The 19,685-nt window shown below is 39.1% G+C and carries 18 protein-coding genes; 9 read left to right on the plus strand and 9 right to left on the minus strand.

The window, feature by feature from the left end:
* Window positions 1–92 precede the first annotated feature (92 nt).
* The gene (locus tag PSF27_RS14920) at window positions 93–1,550 is read left to right on the plus strand and encodes a glycoside hydrolase family 32 protein (protein ID WP_206082993.1); all 1,458 of its coding nucleotides are present in this window, start codon (window positions 93–95) and stop codon (window positions 1,548–1,550) included.
* Between the two features lie 33 nt (window positions 1,551–1,583).
* Here the strand turns inward: PSF27_RS14920 and PSF27_RS14925 are convergent, their stop codons facing one another.
* Window positions 1,584–2,579, minus strand: coding sequence for a LacI family DNA-binding transcriptional regulator (locus tag PSF27_RS14925; RefSeq protein ID WP_272681776.1), 996 nt, complete (start codon window positions 2,577–2,579; stop codon window positions 1,584–1,586).
* A 468-nt stretch (window positions 2,580–3,047) separates the two neighbouring features.
* Between PSF27_RS14925 and PSF27_RS14930 the strand changes: the two genes are divergently transcribed.
* Window positions 3,048–3,677, plus strand: a complete 630-nt coding sequence (locus tag PSF27_RS14930) for a response regulator transcription factor (protein ID WP_272681777.1) — start codon at window positions 3,048–3,050, stop codon at window positions 3,675–3,677.
* A gap of 577 nt (window positions 3,678–4,254) precedes the next feature.
* On the opposite strand, the gene PSF27_RS14935 is transcribed toward PSF27_RS14930, so the two are convergent.
* The 3 genes from PSF27_RS14935 to PSF27_RS14945 form a co-directional block, all read right to left on the minus strand.
* Window positions 4,255–4,893 carry a helix-turn-helix domain-containing protein gene (locus PSF27_RS14935; RefSeq protein WP_272681778.1) on the minus strand — a complete coding sequence of 213 codons (639 nt, stop codon included), beginning with the start codon at window positions 4,891–4,893 and terminating at the stop codon, window positions 4,255–4,257.
* Between the two features lie 212 nt (window positions 4,894–5,105).
* The gene (gene rimO / locus PSF27_RS14940) at window positions 5,106–6,440 is read right to left on the minus strand and encodes a 30S ribosomal protein S12 methylthiotransferase RimO (RefSeq protein ID WP_272681779.1); all 1,335 of its coding nucleotides are present in this window, start codon (window positions 6,438–6,440) and stop codon (window positions 5,106–5,108) included.
* 135 nt (window positions 6,441–6,575) lie between these two features.
* Window positions 6,576–7,505 carry a DUF7916 family protein gene (locus PSF27_RS14945; RefSeq protein ID WP_206082998.1) on the minus strand — a complete coding sequence of 310 codons (930 nt, stop codon included), beginning with the start codon at window positions 7,503–7,505 and terminating at the stop codon, window positions 6,576–6,578.
* A gap of 273 nt (window positions 7,506–7,778) precedes the next feature.
* Here PSF27_RS14945 and PSF27_RS14950 point away from each other — a divergent pair, with 273 nt between their 5' ends.
* The 5 genes from PSF27_RS14950 (at window position 7,779) to efeB (ending at window position 11,789) form a co-directional block, all read left to right on the plus strand.
* Window positions 7,779–8,336, plus strand: a complete 558-nt coding sequence (locus PSF27_RS14950) for an iron transporter (RefSeq protein WP_206082999.1) — start codon at window positions 7,779–7,781, stop codon at window positions 8,334–8,336.
* Between the two features lie 94 nt (window positions 8,337–8,430).
* Window positions 8,431–8,766: a cupredoxin domain-containing protein gene (locus PSF27_RS14955; protein ID WP_206083000.1), complete on the plus strand. Its 336-nt coding sequence runs from the start codon at window positions 8,431–8,433 to the stop codon at window positions 8,764–8,766.
* An 11-nt stretch (window positions 8,767–8,777) separates the two neighbouring features.
* The gene (locus tag PSF27_RS14960) at window positions 8,778–9,626 is read left to right on the plus strand and encodes an FTR1 family iron permease (protein WP_206083001.1); all 849 of its coding nucleotides are present in this window, start codon (window positions 8,778–8,780) and stop codon (window positions 9,624–9,626) included.
* Window positions 9,604–10,506 (plus strand): EfeM/EfeO family lipoprotein, encoded by a 903-nt coding sequence (locus PSF27_RS14965; protein ID WP_272681780.1) that lies wholly within the window; start codon window positions 9,604–9,606, stop codon window positions 10,504–10,506. The genes PSF27_RS14960 and PSF27_RS14965 overlap by 23 nt, the downstream gene beginning before the upstream one ends.
* Window positions 10,507–10,517: 11 nt before the next feature.
* A complete protein-coding gene (gene efeB / locus PSF27_RS14970) occupies window positions 10,518–11,789 on the plus strand; it encodes an iron uptake transporter deferrochelatase/peroxidase subunit (protein ID WP_272681781.1) in 1,272 nt (423 codons plus the stop codon).
* 158 nt (window positions 11,790–11,947) lie between these two features.
* Here the strand turns inward: efeB and PSF27_RS14975 are convergent, their stop codons facing one another.
* The 3 genes from PSF27_RS14975 to PSF27_RS14985 form a co-directional block, all read right to left on the minus strand.
* Entirely contained in the window at window positions 11,948–12,682 is a 735-nt protein-coding gene (locus tag PSF27_RS14975) for a vWA domain-containing protein (RefSeq protein ID WP_225819555.1), read from the minus strand.
* Window positions 12,683–12,863: 181 nt separating this feature from the next.
* Window positions 12,864–13,766, minus strand: a complete 903-nt coding sequence (locus tag PSF27_RS14980) for a hypothetical protein (RefSeq protein ID WP_272681782.1) — start codon at window positions 13,764–13,766, stop codon at window positions 12,864–12,866.
* 230 nt (window positions 13,767–13,996) lie between these two features.
* Window positions 13,997–14,923 (minus strand): LysR family transcriptional regulator, encoded by a 927-nt coding sequence (locus PSF27_RS14985; protein WP_272681783.1) that lies wholly within the window; start codon window positions 14,921–14,923, stop codon window positions 13,997–13,999.
* A gap of 145 nt (window positions 14,924–15,068) precedes the next feature.
* Between PSF27_RS14985 and PSF27_RS14990 the strand changes: the two genes are divergently transcribed.
* Together PSF27_RS14990 and PSF27_RS14995 are read left to right on the plus strand one after the other, a co-directional pair.
* Window positions 15,069–16,844 carry an adenine deaminase gene (locus PSF27_RS14990; protein ID WP_272681784.1) on the plus strand — a complete coding sequence of 592 codons (1,776 nt, stop codon included), beginning with the start codon at window positions 15,069–15,071 and terminating at the stop codon, window positions 16,842–16,844.
* A gap of 32 nt (window positions 16,845–16,876) precedes the next feature.
* The gene (locus PSF27_RS14995) at window positions 16,877–18,220 is read left to right on the plus strand and encodes an NCS2 family permease (RefSeq protein ID WP_206086836.1); all 1,344 of its coding nucleotides are present in this window, start codon (window positions 16,877–16,879) and stop codon (window positions 18,218–18,220) included.
* Window positions 18,221–18,275: 55 nt separating this feature from the next.
* Here PSF27_RS14995 and PSF27_RS15000 read toward each other — a convergent pair whose 3' ends face one another.
* Both PSF27_RS15000 and PSF27_RS15005 read right to left on the minus strand, forming a co-directional pair.
* The gene (locus tag PSF27_RS15000) at window positions 18,276–18,680 is read right to left on the minus strand and encodes a RidA family protein (protein WP_206086837.1); all 405 of its coding nucleotides are present in this window, start codon (window positions 18,678–18,680) and stop codon (window positions 18,276–18,278) included.
* A 130-nt stretch (window positions 18,681–18,810) separates the two neighbouring features.
* Window positions 18,811–19,572 carry an aminoglycoside adenylyltransferase domain-containing protein gene (locus tag PSF27_RS15005; protein ID WP_272681785.1) on the minus strand — a complete coding sequence of 254 codons (762 nt, stop codon included), beginning with the start codon at window positions 19,570–19,572 and terminating at the stop codon, window positions 18,811–18,813.
* Window positions 19,573–19,685 lie beyond the last annotated feature (113 nt).

A 19,685-nucleotide genomic window follows, 5' to 3' on the forward strand; every position in this document is an offset into this window, starting at 1 on the left:
GTATAAAGTGATCGATTAGAAAACACACGTATTATCTCACCCCATTTTATCCATTTCAGATTTGTTATAGCAAAAAAGGTTAGGGATCCATTATGGAAAAACAGATTGAACGAGCAAATCAAGCCATTAAAAAAAATGCAAAACAGCTAAATACCCTGTTTTATCCGCACTATCATTTAGCACCACAATCAGGTTGGATGAATGACCCTAATGGATTAATTTATCATCAAAACCTATACCATGCTTTTTACCAACATCATCCTTACAGTTCCGTGTGGGGGCCAATGCACTGGGGTCATGCAACAAGCACTGATATGGTACATTGGCAACACCAACCGATAGCGCTTGCTCCGAGTGAGGACTATGACCGTGATGGCTGTTTTTCTGGCTCAGCCGTCAGTCACGAAGGTAAACTGTATTTATTTTACACGGGCCATATTTGGCTAGCCGAAGAAGGCGATGACAGCCAAATTCAGCAATCTCAATGCTTAGCAGTAAGTAATGATGGCATTCATTTTGTGAAAAAAGGTATTGTTCTTCCCGCCCCTGAGGGATACATGCACTTTCGCGATCCAAAAGTGTGGCAACAAGAGGGCAAATGGTGGATGGTTGTTGGTGCAAGGGATACATTTGACCAAGGGAAAATTCTGTTATTTAGCTCAATGGATTTACTTCACTGGGATCCTAATTTTCAGATACTCGCTAAAACAGATGACAAAAATGTCTACATGTGGGAATGCCCTGACTTCTTTCCACTCGATGACCAATTTATTGCTTTATTTTCTCCTCAAGGAAAAAAAGCAATAAATTTCCAATACAGAAACCTCTATCAAAATGGTTACCTTATTGGGCGTTGGTCTCCCAATTCACCTTATAAGATTACCCAACCCTTTACTGAATTAGATTTTGGACAAGATTTTTATGCACCCCAAACTTTTTTAGCAAAAGATGGACGCCGTATTGCGATCGCATGGATGGATATGTGGGAAAGTCATATGCCTTCAAATAAACATGGATGGTCAGGTTGTTTCACATTACCAAGGGAGCTTACCTTATCAAAACAAGGTAAAATTATCGCAAAGCCCATTCGTGAATTAAAAAAATTGCGGCGGTCAGCGGTCCATTTTCCAGAAATGTGCTTGCAAAAAAACACCACACTTTTGCTAAGTGAAGATGCGAGTAGCTGTGAAATTGAATTAATTTGGGACTTAACACAAAGTGCTTCAGCAGAAAAATTTGGTTTCTGGATTGGAAATGGGCTGCAATTTTATGTTGATAACCAAAGCCAGCAGTTAACATTAATGCGACACTATCCTGAATATATTATCAGTGATAGTCGTTGCGCACCTTTACCACAAGTCAAACAACTCAAAATTCATGCCTTCGTTGACCAATCTTGCCTCGAGATTTTCATCAATGAGGGTGCAATAAATTTTAGTTGCCGCATCTATCCAGAGCTACAGCAGAGAAAACTACAACTATTTACGATAAACCAGTCAGCACACTTGAAAGAAGCTACTTATTGGCCGATAAACAACGCGATTGAATAAGTCGTTATGTTCGTTGGAATAGTTTGAATACCGTTAAAATGAGCTGCGCTCAAGAAGGTCACATGCCACATATTGAATATCTTGTTGCTGACGCCCTTCTATTATGTGAAGCGCAGCTTGTTGCCCCAACTGATAGTGCGGCAATACAACTGTGCTCAATGGGGGATAAAATAAATGCCCCACCCCAATCATGTTATCGTAACCAAGAATGGCAATATCATTTGGGATATGTAAACCCCGACTTAATAAAATTTGATATGCTAAAAAAGCAACACGGTCATTTCCACAAATAATAACATCAAAATCAGGCTTATTATTTTGAAAATGAGAATCAATTAGAGAAATAATATCAATATAATGCTCATCGCCAAGCTCAAGATGATATTGCATCAAGTCTTCGTGCGGTAAATTAGCATTTCGCCATGCTGTTTCCACTGCTTCACGGCGTATTTTCCCTGCTAACGTCTCATATGGAATATATAAACATAATGGCTTTCGGTAACCTTTCTCTATTAATCGCTCCACCGCTCTGTATTGACCATTAAAGTCATCAGGAATATAAGCAGGGAACAATTTATTTTTATCAACGCAGTTCGCTAAAACCAACGGGCTTTGATGCAAAGCTTCAGGAATTGTGACTTCCCTTAACCCCATTGTCGTAAAAATAATACCATCAGGACGTTGAGACAATAGCTGTCGAACCGCCCTGTCGTTATCTTCCTTTGATGTAATATTCACAACAAAACTGTTCCAACCATATTGCCTAGCTGTTTGCTCTATTGACAAAATAATTTCAACAGAAAAAGGCGTCGTTGCTGTATCTAAAGCTAGTACCCCTACCGTTGAAACCTTAGAACTTTTTCCTCTAATTTTTCGCGCTGAAAAATCAGGAATGTAGTTGAGTGCATTAATTGCTAGCTGAACTTGTTTTAATGTATCTGGTTTTAACAATTCAGGGCTATTAATTGCCCTAGAAACTGTCATTAAAGATACATTTGCAAGTCGAGCAACATCTTTTAAAGAAGCCATTAAGTATATTCACTCAGTTAAAAAGGTTTGTAATAAATTCTACCATGTCAGAAGCAAAAAGCACCTTAACTTCCAAAACTACATATCGCCCCCCTTACTTAATAAAATCGCATAAAATATACTCCTTAGGCTTTTTATGACTTACTATTTAAGATATTATTGAGCCAGTCATAAAAATTTCAATCTGATTTTTGAGCCTAAAAAACTCGCCAAACAAGTAAAAGCACCTAAAATGTTACATAAGATTAATCGATTCTTACGCATTGACACAAAATTTAACCATTGTTTCTATTTTATATTAAATTTAACTAGATGATAATTTTAATATAAATTAAGGTCAGTAATACATTAATAAAAAAAACAACGTTCTGTAGAAAACATTATCGCTAAATTTATTTTTAACGATATTTATCTACTTATTTTATCAAATTAATATGAATATCAAATCAGTTCAACAGGAGTATGGTGATGAATAACACCATTCACGTAATCATAGATAGTGATAATGTCTTTAAGAATAAACTGAAATTAATGATGGAATCATTTGGTTTTGTCTTTAATTTTTATAATAACGAAGATACATTTATTAGTAATTATACTTACCCTTTAGAAAGCAATGTAAGGGAATGTATTTTGTTATTTTTAAAAAATAACGAAAATCGTATTAGCCGATTAACCAATATAAATAACTCTTTTGGTATTGTTCCTTTTATTGTCCTTGCTGAAGAACCTTCGGTTAGCCTCTGTAAAGAAAGCTTTAAGTCTGGCGCTTATGACTTCTTCCCTTTTCCATTCAAAGACATTGAGATTCTCAATGCAATCAATAGTGCCACAGAGCAATTTTTAAGTTCATATGAAAAGCACAAGAAATATACCTATCTATCTGACAAATTTGAGCGTTTATCCGTCAGGGAAAGAGAAATAATGGATATGATCTTAGAAGGTAATACCAGTAAAGAAACTGCTGAAAAACTTTCATTATCTCCGAGAACTGTTGAAGTACATCGTTCGAACATCTATACAAAATTAGGTATAAAATCACTCCCTCAACTTATTCAAGAATACGAATATATTAATACCTATTCAAAATATAGGTAATATATACTATATGCTTTTACAATCTAGTAGTCATTATATCTGATGGTTTTATTTTAAGCCGTCAGATATTATTTCTCACAAAATATTAACACATAAGAATTTTGATAAACATAGATTAATATGCTATTAATTTCACAATTTATCCTTACTCTCATGAATAAGGGCAATTTGATTACACGACTATTACACAAAATGCACTTAAGTTAATTAATGATTACAGATGTAATAATTACATAGATTATTTACTATTTTAGATGGAGTAATATTGTTTATATTGCACATTTCCATTAAGCCCTCATTGATAAAAATCTAAATTTCACCTCTCATGCATTATTTTGACATCTATTTTCTTAAACTAAAAAAATAAGGCTGCTATTAACATACTGACAAGTAATATTGAAAGATAATGCAGTCTCTTTTTCATTGCTCTTTATCTCAATACAGCCAACTTCAGAGGCTATTTGCAGTAAGTGTTGGTCAGCCTTTTACGCTTCAGCTATTTTAGATGATACATCTCCATCCAAAATACGCCGAAGCATTTTTTTTACATAACCACATGAAAAAACACCGAGCGTGACTACTTATATTCTTTAATATTAATGTCATATTGCTTCAGTTTTCGCCACAGCGTCGTTCTTCCCATGTTCAAAATCTGATGCATTTGCTGAACTTTACCTCGACAGTTTTTTGCCACTTCAATAATGAGAGCTTTTTCAACCGACTGAATATTCAAATCTGCAATGCTTGGAGCCTGAAATGGTTTCGTTGAGGATGGTTGTATATAAGATTGGCATTTCAGCTTTGCAGTAGATTCTCTTGCCAATGATTGCAAAAGAGCAAGAAGAATATTGCTATTCATTTGAGCTGTTGATAAAGCCACAATCAACCACAACTCGCCAAATTGCGAATATATCGGCGCTAAATAATAAAATTTCCCATGTAATTCAATAGGATTAGCAAAAAGACGCTCCTGAGCGTTCTTGCTCATTTCACCTGATAGTAAATCAGCTATTGCAAAATAGTCTTGTGGCTTTTGGCTTAACCACAATGTTTCACCTTGAATATTCAGCAAAGAAACATCGGCGTTAAGTTCATGAAGTGAAGACAACCCTGATAAAACAGTATCTCGTATTAACGAGATTAGAAGCTCCTTATCATCTAAATAAGCTGTATTTTCTTCTATTGGTGTATTTGTAAATAATGAATGAGCCGACATAGTTATCCTTATTCTTCGATAAGAGTTATCTGATTATGTCAACTTGCCATTTAATTTTTATATTCTAGATCAAGTTATTCTTTAATAGATTTTCGGCGCTTGATCTACGTCAATTTTGAACAAAAGATAAGGAATGATTTCAAAATGAAACCAAAAAAGCCTACTTATTAAACAATAAGTAGGCTCGAAAAGATACAAACAATCTTTGTCTATTATTTAGTAACGATTGCGCCCCATAGGTCATACTCATCAGCGTGCTCAACAAGCACTTTAACGATATCCCCGACTTTTACATCAAACTCACCGTTTAAATACACCATCCCATCAATTTCAGGTGCATCTGCCATGCTACGGCCAACAGCCCCCTCATTATCAACCTCATCAATAATCACCCAAATTTCACGACCAATTTTATCTTGCAGCCTCTGCGTTGAAATTTGTTGCTGTAATTGCATAAAGCGATGATAACGTTCTTCTTTGACGTCTTCAGGAACTTGATCGGCAAGTTCGTTAGCTTTCGCGCCTTCCACTGGGCTATATTTAAAGCAACCAACGCGGTCTAATTTAGCTTCAGTTAAGAAATCCAACAACATTTGGAAGTCTTCTTCTGTTTCGCCTGGAAAGCCCACAATAAAGGTTGAACGTAATGTTAATTCAGGGCAAATTTCACGCCAGCGCTTAATACGCTCTAACGTCCTTTCCACCGCACCTGGGCGTTTCATTAATTTTAATATTTTAGGGCTTGCATGCTGCAAAGGAATATCCAAATAAGGTAAAACCTTACCTTCTGCCATAAGTGGAATAACGTCATCCACATGCGGATAAGGGTAAACATAATGCAAACGAACCCAAACACCCATAGAAGCGAGTTGTTCACATAACCCAATCATGCTTGTTTTAACTGGCTGACCATCCCAAAAACCTGTGCGATGCTTAACATCCACACCATAGGCAGAGGTATCTTGTGAAATAACCAAGAGTTCCTTCACACCAGAAGCGACTAAACGTTTCGCTTCATTTAATACATCACCAATTGGGCGGCTATCTAAATCACCACGCATCGAAGGAATAATACAGAAGGTGCAACGGTGATTACAACCCTCTGATATTTTTAAATAAGCATAATGCTTCGGCGTTAACTTAACGCCTTGTTCAGGCACTAAACTCAAGAAAGGATCATGTTCTGGTTTCGGGACATAATGATGAACATGGTTTAATACTTGCTCATAACTATGCGGCCCCGTTATCTCCAAAACTTTTGGATGAACTTCACGAATTTGGTTTTCTTTTGCACCAAGGCATCCTGTCACAATGACTTTACCGTTTTCATTTAACGCTTCGCCAATCGCTTCTAACGATTCTTGTACCGCGCTATCGATAAAACCACAGGTGTTTACAATGACCAAATCAGCATCATCATAGCTTGGGACAACTTGATAACCATCAGTACGCAATTCAGTTAAAATACGTTCTGAGTCCACCAAGTTTTTTGGGCAGCCGAGTGAAACGAAGCCAATTTTTGGCACCGGATTAGTATTTTGCGACATAACTCACTTCTTTTATTGTTTTAAAAAATGGGCGAAATTTTACCTGAAGAATAGTGGAAATTGTATAATTTTCTGCCAAAAAAATGATTTTCCGAACGAAAAATAGATTGTCATTCGCTCGGAAATAAAAGAGATTTAGCGGTTAATTGACCGCGCAATTCGAGCGTAAGTATGGCGAACACCACGGATAACAATGCCATAATTTAAAATATTTTCAGGTAAGGCAATTCCGTTGTACCCTGAGTCACCAATGTGGTGCAAATCAGTCCCTGCCATTTTGCACATCAGGGCAATTTGACGGATCGTCTGTATATCCGCACCTTCCTGTGAAGTACCAATTGCCGTCATTGTCATCACACCTTGGGAATGGCAGTAACTCACCATTTTTTGCACAAATTCTAATGAAATACCTGGAACCGTTCCTGGCGCTGGCAATAAAATAATATCTGCGCCACTGGCAATAAATGCCCGAATATCATCCTCAGTGATAAGTTGCTCTGCCGATGCATTTAACACACCTGCGGCATGCATTTTTCCTGTAATCAAAATGACATCATTGCCAACAACCGCCTTCAATTCTTTCAAGCTTTGATTAATTTCTTGGTTGGTGACACCATTGCCAGGATTCCCCGTCAGAACAATAATATCGACCCCCATTTCTTTTAATTTCATCGCATTTTTAACGGTTGCTAAACGCCCTTCAGACATTTTCCACTGAGCATCTTGAGTTGGGTTATTAAACCCAGCAGGGACCGGCTCTAAATTAACACCTATCGCACGCCCTGTTAAATGTTTCAATGTGCGGATAATTTCCTCTGGTGCAATACCTTGGGGTAAACCTTGCATAATAGGTTGATTAACATCGAAAACGTTTAACAACAAAATATCAGCGCCTTGGCTTGCTGCAAGTTCTGCATTCGTTACCGTCATTAAAACAGGCTGAATCGTCCCGATAGTTTCAGAGACGAGTAACCGCCCTTCACTGGCTTTTATTGCTTCTAACAGACTCTTTTTACTTAAATTTGCAATCTCTGAAGCTGAACAATCAAGATAACGTTTTTGCATTTGCAACACCTTTATTTATCAACAGATTTCTCAGTAAAATAATTTCCTTTAATGGAATATATCATGTAATAAATAATAAACTGTTTTACAGTGCACATTCTGTATAAAGTTATTTTTCAAAGAATAATAACTTTATCTAACACCTAGATTTTTATCAAAAAACAACCATTTCGTACATTTAAATGGCCACTCATCGAAAATACTCACTTGTAATCTTACAATAGTAATGATTATCATTACGACTCTAACTTAAATAATGGTAAGGACGTAATAATGAAACTCGCCTACAAAGCTGCTGTTTCGGGTCTCGCGTTGTTTTCAATTTCTGCATTTGCTCAAGAGTATCCGCTTGGCCACCCAGTGATTAAAAACGGAATGGAAATTCAAGGTGTCTATTTACAACCCATTACAATGGATACTGAAGAAGGGCATCATAAAATGGCCCACTTAGCGGCAGATAAAGCCGATATCCACTTAGAAGCTGACATCCATGCAGTAGAAGATAATCCGAATGGCTTCGCAGAAGGCGATTGGATCCCTTACCTAACTATCGAATACTCCGTGACGAAACTGGGTGATAAACCGCAAACTCAAACAGGCACTTTTATGCCTATGGTTGCCAGTGATGGCCCTCACTATGGGGAAAACATCAAGTTAGATGGCAATGGGAAATATCGTGTGACCTATAAAATTTACCCACCTTCACATAATAAAGATGTTGCCTTTGGTCGCCACATTGATAAAGAAACGGGTGTTGCTCCTTGGTTCCAACCCTTTGAAGTCTCCTGGGACTTTGACTACGCAGGTGTAGGCCGCAAAGGAAGCTACTAGTTTTATCTAAAGTGAGCAAAGGGTCTTGTAGGAACTCTCATTGTCTGCAAGCCCTTTTTCTGTTTGCGCTAATAAATGGACTCCCTAAGCCAAAATGAAAATATTACTGAGCTTTTTACTGGTTATTGCCTGCTCTTTTTTGCCTCAATCTGTTTTTGCGGCAGAAAAATACACCGTGGAATTAGAAATGAAAAATGGCGATTTAATTCCACGCGTACTGGAAGTTCCTGCAAAAACAATCATCCGTATTAAAATAACCAACACAGGAACTGAACCCGCTGAATTTGAAAGCATTCAACTACGTAAAGAAAAAGTGTTAGCGCCAGGAGCCAGCTCCGTCGTTGTTATTGCGCCTCTCAAACCAGGTACATATACCTTCTTTGATGATTTCCATCTTTCTAGCCCTAAAGGCGAAATTGTAGCTAAATAGAGGGGTTAAATATGGGACAAGTTCTGTTTGTTGTTTGGCGAGAAAGCTTTGAAGCCCTACTCGTTATTGGCATTATCTATGCGTGGATAAAACGCCACCCAGATGCCCGTAATGGTATGAAATTCCTGTGGGGTGGTGTCGCTCTTGGTGTCATCATCTCAGTCTTGCTCGCCTTGCTTATTTATGGCGTGTTTAATGTTCTTGATGATACTGGCCAATCCTTATTCATGATCTTCATGGAATTACTTGCCTGTATATTAATCGTCCAAATGGTGTACTGGATGAATAAACACGGCAGCTCGATGAAATCAGAAATAGAATCGGGTATTAACCGTAATGCTGCACACCATAATTGGTGGGGAGCCGCATTGATTATTGCCATTGCTATCGCACGTGAAGGCAGCGAAATTGTGGTGTTTCTCTCCAGCTTTATCATGTCGCTTACATCAGCAAATGCATCTGCATTTTTTGCCGAAGTGGGAGGAGGAATTGCCATTGCAGGCTTAACGTTATATCTATTCCTTCTCACCAACCGCCTTATTTCATGGGCAATTTTCTTCCGAGTAACTGGCGTTATCCTGTTATTTTTAGCCCTATCCTTGCTACTTAAAGGTGTCGAAGAAAGCGCGAATTTGTTCATTGAATATGATTATTCAATCCCTGAGTTTTTAATCTATCCTGCATGGGATACCACTGGATTACTCGATGATTCAGGCATTGCAGGGAACTTTATTTCATCTTTCTTCGCATATCGTTCTCAGCCTATTTGGTTAAGCGTAATCACTTTTGTCCTTTATTGGCTCATTGTAATTCCATTATTTGCACGGAGCAAAAAACATGTACAGCTCGCTAAGGCATAAGACGAGATGGATTTTTTTTAGTTTAATACTCACCATAACCATTTCAACAACGGTTCAAGGTAAGGCGCTACGCTCCCCTGTGCAAACAGGGGATGAGATTATTGTTGCCAAAGGGGATATCCCAACCCCCGAAAAATACCAAACGAGTATCCAAACTTATCTTAATTTTGCCAACGCTGAGTTGGCAGAAATGGTTGAAGAATTAAACCTACTACAACAGTCGCTAAAAAAAGGGGATTTAGCCAAAGCCCAAGCCGCCTATATTGCGGCCCACCAGCATTATGAAACAGTGCGTCCAATCATTGTGCTATTTGGTAATACAGATAGAACCATTAACCCTCGTGCTGATTATTTTCTCGATAAAGAAAAAGATTATCGCTTCACTGGTTTTCATCTCGTTGAATACCAATTATTTGACCAAAAACCTGCCCAACAAGCGCTTGCTCCTGCCGAAGAACTATTATTAAAAGGGCATGACTTACAAAAGCGACTCATGACAGAAACGATTGAAATTCCTAAGCTAGTTCAGGCCTCTGCTGACTTTATGGAAATGATTATTGAAACAAAGTTAGACGGTAAAGAAAATATCTACAGTTTGTCAGATTTAACCGATATTGCAGCAAACCTCAAAGGTTCTCAAGAAATCATTGAAATTCTTAGCCCTTTTATTGAGCCTAAAACCTTAGATCAAATAAAAGAAAATGACCAAAAAATGAATAAGATTGTGCAGGCCTATCAAGTTTCAAATGGTCTGTATCAACCTCACAGCCAATTACAACAAAAAGACAAAATGGCACTCTACTCCTTATTAACTCAACAAGCTGAAATCTTAGCGACATTAAGAGCGCAGCTCGATGTTGATGTTTACTATAAATATTAAGGCATAAATTTATGCAAGCTAAACTTAGAAGCCAACCCCCTGCCAATGGGCTATCTCGCCGTTCTGCATTAAAAGCCCTCGCGATTGGTAGTGCCATTTTTGCAGCCCCTGCGTTAAAAGCGAAAGAGCAAATCGCTAACTGCCAGTTAAATTACGATAAAACAATAAATTATCTCGGTCAGCACCAAGCTGGGGTATTGACACCCGAGCAAAAAAATGCCTCTTTTATTGCTTTCAATATCACCACGACCAAGTTTGATGAACTACAAACTGTTTTTTCGCTTTTATCGCAGAGGATAGCCTACCTAACACAACCTCAGCAGGCACCATCAACCACAAATGATAAAATGCCACCTGCTGAATCAGGTATTCTTGGTACCCACCTACAACCTGATTCGCTCACCGTCACCGTAGCACTTGGAAATAGCCTGTTTGATTCACGCTTTGGATTAGACAAAATAAAACCAAAACAGCTCGTGGAAATGGCCAGCTTCCCAAATGATCGGTTAGAAGCAAAATGGTGCGGTGGTGATATCATGCTGCAAATTTGTGCGAACAGCCAAGAAAGCGTCATCTATGCCTTAAGAGACATCTTGCGTCATATTTCACCTTACAGTTTTCCACTGTGGAAAATTGATGGTTTCTTGCCTTCCCGTGACATCGATAACCACAGTACACCTATTAACCTATTTGGTTTCAAAGATGGTACAGGAAATGCTTCAACCGATGATGCCGCGCTGATGAATGAATTAATTTGGATCTCTGGCGGTAAAGAGCCCGCATGGTGTGATGGTGGGACTTATCAGGCTGTGCGCTTGATACGTTTTAACCTTGAATTTTGGGATAGAACGCCTTTAGAAGACCAAGAAAATGACTTTGGTCGCCATAAAGCTACTGGGGCACCAATGGGCATGAAGCAGGAACATGACGATCCTGCTTTTGATAAAGACCCTCATGGCGATCGTGTGTTATTTGATTCCCACATGCGTCGTGCTGAGCCGCGTAATCCTGAACGCCATACCGCCAAGTTAAGACGCCGAAGTTACAGTTATTCATTAGGATTAACAGACGCTGGCGCTCTGGATATGGGGTTAATTTTTATTTCTTACCAAAGCAATTTAAAAGCAGGCTTTATTGATACTCAAAAACGGTTAAATGGTGAACCGCTTGAGCGCTATATTAAACCATTTGGCGGGGGATATTATTTTGTTTTACCAGGCATGCAATCACCACAAGATAGCCTTGCAAAAACAATGTTTAACGCACTAAAACAAGTAAACTAATTGATAAATGCCCTTAGGATATAAACTATTCTTAAGGGCATTTTAGTCTACAACTTCACATTCATTTATGGATCCAATCTTATATTAGCCTATCTCCTGCGGCTACTCATCCCTGATTCCCCATCCTTGATAAACTCCCTCTAGGCTTGGTTACCTTATTATTTTTTGCGTTCCTTCACATCAGCTTCAACTTCCTGTTTCCAATCCTCTGATATTGGTGCAGCTTGTTGCTTCGCTTCGACGGCTTTATTTACAGCGCGATACGCTTTATCGTACCCTTCACCGTCTTGTACATATCCCGTTGCATTCGAACTTTTAATACCAATATTTTCAGCTTCCGAAATCGCATCAATATTGGCACCTAAGAAAATAAAGTCCCATTTATCTTCTGTTTCTGCCGACTTAATCATGGCTTTAATTTTAGAAGATGAATATTTGCGGCTACTATTCTCTTGTCCGTCTGTAATAATGACAAAAAGAACATTATTGTTTTTGGTGATTTTTCTATTTTCACGCATTTTTTCGATGCCCTCACCAATAGCATCAAGTAATGCGGTATATCCACCAACAGGATAATCATTCAGCGTTAAGTTAGCCACTTTGCCAATTGGTTCACGATTATGCAATAAACTTGTTTTGTCATTAAATAAAATAGTCGTGATATAAGTTTTTGATTTTTTATCTTTGTTTTCAGCAAGTACGCTATTGTACCCACCAATAGTGTCTGACTCGAAACCAGACATCGAACCGCTTTTATCGAGAATAAAAACTAAATCTAATACTTCAGGATCTTGTTTCGTCTCAATCACAGTTTTACTGCTTGAAACCGAAGAAAACAGCAATAAAAATGCTGTTGATATGACGGTGAAAATTGATTGTTTAGATAGGTTCATCGCCGAGTTCCTTGGTGAGATTAATATGAGTATTGCCACACCAATGTCTCGTTTTATGACATTATTTCACATAAGATTACTCTGCTTGCTGAATAAGCATATTCTGAATTAAAAACAAACAAAATAGATTACCTTAAACACGCAACATTAAGGTAATCAACGAGAAATATCTATAATAAACTTAATTATTGGATTTTACCCATATACCATTTCCTCTAAGCATATTAACTTCTTGAATAAAATCGTTATATTTTATATTTTCCTCAACTGTATTATTGGTGGCACTCACAGCATGCTTATCGACTAACTCAATCGTTGCCTGATGAAATTCTTTATTTAATTTTTTATGAATATCAACATCATCTGTATTTTTCAACTGTTCAGTAAGCGCAACAAGTTGCTGCGCTTTTAATTGTACATTTTTATCATTAAATATAACTTTCGGTATGTCATAATTAAAAACCATATTAATAGAATTAATACCTTCGTCACCGAGCGTAGCTGGCATTAAATTTTGGTCATATTCATTAGCCATATACTTAACCAATTCAAGTTGGTCAAAACATTTAGATTTAATATTACCATCTGAGTTATCATCATAAAGTGTAATTGAATCAGGAAAAGCTTCTCCTATTGGGTAACTACATCTAAATAAATTAGTATCAATGATTACTGCATTAGCACTGCGGATCGGTAAATCTAACTTATGACCATTAATAGTAATAGGGTAGCTTACAGGTTTAAAGCTGTCTGACTTTCCATCTACGGCATAAACCTCAGATAAGGTATAATAGATAAAATGATTTGGGTTAAGGATACCCCCAGAGTTATTTTCAAAAATCATAAACTCGGTCATTTCGCCTTTATCATTTTCTAAATGATGGACACCACTAGAGAGCATAATAACGCCACTTCCATTAGGTAAAATTTCATAGCGTTTCCCATCAACTTTAAACCAAATATTACTGGTACTTGGGTTGCTATAATAAAACTTACCTTTACTTCCAATGGTATCAAAATCGTCACAAGCTGAAAGTAGTAGCAACGAAACCGTTAAGCAGCTGAATCTCAGGAGTGTTTTCATTAAATATTCTCAATAGACTGAGCATTATAGTAATATATTTAAAATCAATTGGTTATATTTTATAATATTAAACATCTACTAAAATGCATTTTTATTCATCTATACGATTTAAATATAAATAGACAAAAATAACTTTACGTTAAATGCTTTAATCTTGAGTGTGTACTGAGTTATGTTTTTATAATAATAAATAGCGTTACACTCAATAAGAAAAAAGTGTAATAATTTCGTTACCCTCTCTTATCCTTTAATGCATTTAAAAGCACCTGAAAAATAGACTCTATCATTGGTGTCTCCGCTGCATTATTGCGAATTAACGCTACAGTTCGAGCAAGTTCAGGTTGTTGTAGTTGCAGTACTTTTAGTTCAGGGTCACGTAAATTGACAGTATACAGTTGAGGCAAAATCGCAATGGCTAATTTTGATCGTACCAAACCATACAGCGTTTCAATATAATCCACTTGATAGCGTGGATTTAGTTTCAATCGATGACTTTCAATTGTTGCAGTCACCAACCGCTGGATATTTCCTTTTGAAAAAACAGCGATATCACGACCATTAAGTAATTTCCAAGGTAAATGAAATTCATTACTAGCCAATACATCATCGGAATGAATTACCGCTACAAATGGGTCATCTTGTAGAGGGAAAATACGTAAGTCTTGTGGAACAAAGCTATCAATGACCCCTATCCCAAAATCTATTTCATGATTAACCAATTGGTTTACCAGCGAATCATTGGTTTGGTCATAAAATTCAATTTTTAACCTCGGAAAATGTTGGCTTAATAATTCAGGCACCGCAGGAAACAATAATGAACTCACTGAAGGAACAAGGCCAATCCGTAGTGTGCCATCGCCCCCCTCTTCGATAATTTTTTGAATTTCACTAAATGCGCGATGGGAAACACTCAATATCTGTTGAGCATGAGGCAAAATAGCAATCCCTAATTCTGTTAAAGAGACGGATGAAGCCGTTCGGTTGATCAATTTCCCGCCTAAAACAGACTCGATTTGCCGTATCGCGCTACTCAACGCAGGCTGACTGACAGATAAGCGGCTTGCCGTTTCTGTGAAATGACGTAACTTTGCCAACGTGACAAAATACTGAAGTTGCTTAAGCGTGAGCGCGGGCAAGCGTTGCCGAGGTTCAGTCATAGCGGCCTATTATTAAATTGATTAAATATTCCTGAAGTATTCATCTCATTATAACCTTTTCTTATGAACTGATAAATTTTATCATCTTGGCAAACGTTTGCGTTGCTCATAAAGTAACTGTCATAAATTATAGGGATGGTGTCTTATGTGCAAAAAAGAGCAAAGTCGACGTCACGTCGTTCAGTCTGCAAAAGGGGATATTCCTTTTGACCTTTTACTGACCAATGCCAATATCATTGATATGGTCACGGGGGAAATTCGCCCCGCGGATATCGGGATCACGGGTAATCTTATCGCTAGCGTTCATCCAACAGGTACACGTACAGATGCAAAAGAGACTCATAATTTATCTGGCTATTTTATCTCTCCAGGGCTGATTGACACACACGTGCATTTAGAAAGCTCCCATTTGCCTCCTGTACGCTACGCAGAAATTGTCTTAACACAAGGCACGACAACCGTCTTTTGGGATCCCCATGAGCTTGCTAATGTATTAGGCCTTGACGGTGTACGTTATGCCATTGATGCTAGTCGAAATTTACCACTGGATGTCATGGTCGCCGCACCGTCTTCAGTGCCTTCCACTCCTGGACTAGAAATGTCAGGTGCCGATTTCGAAGGCGAAGAGATGTCGACTATGCTGAGCTGGTCAGAAGTCCACGGCGTCGCTGAAGTCATGGACATGTTTGGTGTGCTTCATGGCAGTGAACGCATGGAAGAAATCTTAGAAGCGGGATTACGCTCAGGGAAATTGATTGAAGGGCATGCCCGCGGGCTAAAAGGGGCGGATTTACAAGCCTATCTTGCAGCAGGTGTCACATCTGATCATGAGCTGACGTCAGCGGAAGATGCCCTCGAAAAATTACGCGCAGGGCTCACTCTCGAAATTCGCGGTTCACACCCTTACCTGTTACCCGACATTGTCACCACGTTGAAATCACTGCCCCATTTATCTTCACAAATTACCGTGTGCACGGATGATGTACCACCCGATATGTTATTGGAAAAAGGCGGTATTATTGCGCTACTTAACTTATTAATTGAACACGGAATGCCCGTGACTGATGCACTACGCTTTGCGACACTGAATGGCGCAATCCGTTTACAACGTAATGACTTAGGTTTAATTGCTGCAGGTCGAAAAGCCAACTTGGTGACTTTTGATTCACTACAAACATTAAAAGCCCATTCAGTGTATGTTGCAGGCCAAAAAATTGCCGAAAAGGGTAAGCTACTCACCACTATCCATTCACCAAGTGATGTTTTACCTCCTCGTGAAACGATGCGACTTTCCCCGATTACTGCTGATGATTGCCAACTTAGAATTGATGGAGTCAATAACGGTACGGCGCGTTTACGCCATATTCAAGGCGCCCGTTTTACCCAATGGGGGGAAGTTGATGTAGAAATTAATGAGGGTGTTGTCCAGCTTCCTGATAATTTTAGCCTTATTAGAGTTCAACACCGCCATGCACGCCATGAATCAAAGCCCCAAATCGCGCTACTAGCAGGTTGGGGAGAGCTCCGCGGAGCCATAGCAACAAGTTACTCCCATGATTCCCATAACCTTGTTGCATTAGGCCGTGATCCACAAGATATGGCCATTGCATGTAACTTACTAATTGAAAGCGGCGGTGGTATGGCATTAGTGCAAAATGGCAAAGTCTTAGCCCATGTTGCGATGCCAATTGCAGGAATGTTATCAGACCTCCCAGCTCCTGAGCTTGCAGCACAATTTCGACAACTCCGTGATTTAAGCAGTGAAATTGCGGATTGGGAGCCACCTTACCGTGTATTTAAAGCGATTGAAGGCACTTGTCTTGCGTGTAATGCAGGGCCGCACTTAACCGATTTAGGGCTCACCGATGGCACAACGCGCCAAATTGTTGATGCAGTTATCCACCGTAATGAACATGCATAACGTAATTAAAATAATAAAAGGAGAGCCAACTCATGGCTGACAATTCAATTAATAAGCCAGTATCAGGGAATTGGCTTGAAAAACGCTTTGCCTTGCGTGAACGCGGCAGTTCAGTCAAAACGGAATGTTTAGCGGGGATCACAGGTTTTTTGGCTGCGGCTTACCTTCTTGTGGTGATCCCTGGGTTACTGGCTGCGGGCGGGATGGATAAAGGCGCTGCAACCACTGGCACTATTATTGTGTTCGTACTCGCGAGCTTATTAATGGCTTTTTATGCGAATTTACCTTTTATTGTCGGCCCTGGAATTGGCGGTTCAGTCTTAGTCGGGATCACCCTTGCTGGCAGTGAAGGCATTGATTGGCAAATCGGTTTAGGTATCGCTTGTTGGTCGGGTATTTTATTTTTCCTGCTCACTAAATTTGGCTTGCGTGAGGTCGTGACGCGCTCTGTACCGCAATCCATAAAGCTTGGGCTTACCGCATCAATAGGCTTGTTTGTCGCGATATTAGGCTTTCGTAATGCAGGGTTAGTCCTTGCTAACCCAAAAACAAATGCACTGATGTTAGGGGATTTTTTGTCGCCTGGAGCCCTGGTTGCACTTGCAGGATTTTTTGTCGCCATAGCCTTGCAAGCTCGTAAAATTCCAGGCGGTATTTTGTGGGCCATCTTATTTGCCACCCTTTTAGGTATCCCTTTTGGTGTGACAAAACTACCTGAAAGCTTTATTGGCGTGCCACATTCTGTTGCCCCAGTATTAGGCCAAGTGGACTTAATTGGCGCCTTGAATATTGCCTTTTTACCGTTCTTATTTGTCTTTTTTGCCGCCGAATTCTTTTCCACAATGGGCACCACCTTAGCCGTCGGCGGGGAAGCAGGTTTATTAGATAAAGAAGGCAATATGCCTAATATTAACCGCCCGTTTATTGTGGACTCCATTGCGGCAGCATTAGGGCCATGGGTAGGAATTCCTGCAGCAACAGCATTAATTGAATCATCCGCTGCCGCAGAAGCGGGTGGCAAAACAGGGATGACTGCGCTGGCCGCTGCAATTATGTTTTTATTGATGCTACTATTTACCCCAATCGCATTAATGATCCCTGCGCAAGCCACTGCACCAGCCCTGATTTTAATCGGCTTAAATATGTTCAGCGGATTACGGAAAGTCGATTTAGCTAACTTTACCGACGGATTGCCTGTATTAATGATGGTAATGATTACGTTAATCGCCAATAGTTTCGGGACAGGCATTGCTGGTGGGCTGCTATTTTACATTTTAATTAAAGCCGTTGCAGGGCAATGGCGAGAAATTCCAATTAGTTTGTGGATACTTGCAGTTCCGTTAGTTTACTACTTCTCAACGCTCGTTAAACACTAATAAGCTGTGATATGAAAAAGCTGATTTGATTATCGGCTTTTTCAATTTTTTCGGGTTAATTTAAGACCGCATGGGCTTCAATTTCAATTAGCCACTCAGGTAATGAAAGTCCTGTAACAATAATCCAAGAAGAAGCGGGTGGTGCATCACCAAACTTTTCTTTTAATGCCTTAGCGATGTCTAATTGTTCTTCGTGGCTATTCGCCCCATCTTTAATGTAAATACGCAAAACAGTCACATTCGATAAGTTTCCCCCCACCTCACGCAGCACATGTTCGATATTTACCAGTGACTGAACAGTTTGTTCATAAATTCCCCCCGCCACTGTTTCTTGATTAGCGTTTACGCCCACTTGGCCTGATAAAAATAATTGGCGAGTTCCCGTTGTTTCTATTGCTTGGCTAAAGCCATACTGCAAAGAATTAAAGACAGTTGTAGGGTTAATTGATTTTTTTTCCACGTTTATGTTCCCTCGTTAGTCAAACAGCAAAGCAGTATAAATCATGTATTTTTTAGATTCTTTAAACATCCAACAAACAGGTTTTTAATCGCACTTAAAGAGCACCAAAACACACATCCATTGAGATCATCTAAGAACAAGTACGAATACATTCAGCTAAATAATCAACACACGTCTTAATGCCCTCTGTTTGGTCTGCCCAGTCAGTAGAAGCCCCCGTTAAATAGTCATTTTTGGCCATTATAATTATTGAGGATAACGCCGTAGGCATTAAATCTATTGCCCAATTGGCAGCCCCATCCTTTGAAATAAATAACCCTGTCTTCATGGTGTACCACATTCGCACAAGGGTGAGTAACACATTGCGTTCATCCCCCTTCAAAGATAACAGTAAGTTAGGAAGAGCATCTAATATCACTTTTCGTATATCAGGCTGGCCTATCATGGGTAAACTGTGCATTTCCTTATGCCATAAAGCGACCGCATCTTGTGCAGCTTGCGCTAACATCAATGTAAATTCAGGGTCTTGGGTTTGCCCTTCAAATACCCCTTGTTCATACTCTGTGCGTAACCACTCCCCGTACATTAATTCACATTTTGCTGGGGAAGAAAGCATGTTTAATTCACTTGATAAAAACACGGCAACTTCAAGTGGTCGGCGCCCTTCTGGATCAATCGGGTATAAGCCAGAAATCGCCATTAGCCCTCGCACAAGCTGTTCACGGCATATCTCTGTCAGCGGCTTATCAACCACAACAAGTAAATCAATATCACTCGTTGGTCTTAGGCCACTCGAAACAGCCGATCCATGCAGATAAACTGCAATTAATGAATCAGATAAATATTTTTGCAAAATAGCTAAAGCGAGCTTTGCTTGAGGATGGGGCGTCATAAATATCGAGTCCTGTCTAACTTTATTAAATAAACATCATAATTTATCGACTCTATCTATTCCTTGAATAAAACATAGATAAAAAAATAGCCCCTAACGAGGAGCTATCCAAT

The organism is Providencia sp. PROV129, from assembly GCF_028482245.1.
In the GTDB taxonomy this organism is placed as follows: domain Bacteria; phylum Pseudomonadota; class Gammaproteobacteria; order Enterobacterales; family Enterobacteriaceae; genus Providencia; species Providencia vermicola.

Bases quoted from the DNA above. Each gene is read 5' to 3' on its own strand.
- PSF27_RS14920 (WP_206082993.1), top strand. From the start codon at position 93: ATGGAAAAACAGATTGAACGAGCAAATCAAGCCATTAAAAAAAATGCA.
- PSF27_RS14925 (WP_272681776.1), bottom strand. From the start codon at position 2,579: ATGGCTTCTTTAAAAGATGTTGCTCGACTTGCAAATGTATCTTTAATG.
- PSF27_RS14930 (WP_272681777.1), top strand. From the start codon at position 3,048: ATGAATAACACCATTCACGTAATCATAGATAGTGATAATGTCTTTAAG.
- PSF27_RS14935 (WP_272681778.1), bottom strand. From the start codon at position 4,893: ATGTCGGCTCATTCATTATTTACAAATACACCAATAGAAGAAAATACA.
- rimO (WP_272681779.1), bottom strand. From the start codon at position 6,440: ATGTCGCAAAATACTAATCCGGTGCCAAAAATTGGCTTCGTTTCACTC.
- PSF27_RS14945 (WP_206082998.1), bottom strand. From the start codon at position 7,505: ATGCAAAAACGTTATCTTGATTGTTCAGCTTCAGAGATTGCAAATTTA.
- PSF27_RS14950 (WP_206082999.1), top strand. From the start codon at position 7,779: ATGAAACTCGCCTACAAAGCTGCTGTTTCGGGTCTCGCGTTGTTTTCA.
- PSF27_RS14955 (WP_206083000.1), top strand. From the start codon at position 8,431: ATGAAAATATTACTGAGCTTTTTACTGGTTATTGCCTGCTCTTTTTTG.
- PSF27_RS14960 (WP_206083001.1), top strand. From the start codon at position 8,778: ATGGGACAAGTTCTGTTTGTTGTTTGGCGAGAAAGCTTTGAAGCCCTA.
- PSF27_RS14965 (WP_272681780.1), top strand. From the start codon at position 9,604: ATGTACAGCTCGCTAAGGCATAAGACGAGATGGATTTTTTTTAGTTTA.
- efeB (WP_272681781.1), top strand. From the start codon at position 10,518: ATGCAAGCTAAACTTAGAAGCCAACCCCCTGCCAATGGGCTATCTCGC.
- PSF27_RS14975 (WP_225819555.1), bottom strand. From the start codon at position 12,682: ATGAACCTATCTAAACAATCAATTTTCACCGTCATATCAACAGCATTT.
- PSF27_RS14980 (WP_272681782.1), bottom strand. From the start codon at position 13,766: ATGAAAACACTCCTGAGATTCAGCTGCTTAACGGTTTCGTTGCTACTA.
- PSF27_RS14985 (WP_272681783.1), bottom strand. From the start codon at position 14,923: ATGACTGAACCTCGGCAACGCTTGCCCGCGCTCACGCTTAAGCAACTT.
- PSF27_RS14990 (WP_272681784.1), top strand. From the start codon at position 15,069: ATGTGCAAAAAAGAGCAAAGTCGACGTCACGTCGTTCAGTCTGCAAAA.
- PSF27_RS14995 (WP_206086836.1), top strand. From the start codon at position 16,877: ATGGCTGACAATTCAATTAATAAGCCAGTATCAGGGAATTGGCTTGAA.
- PSF27_RS15005 (WP_272681785.1), bottom strand. From the start codon at position 19,572: ATGACGCCCCATCCTCAAGCAAAGCTCGCTTTAGCTATTTTGCAAAAA.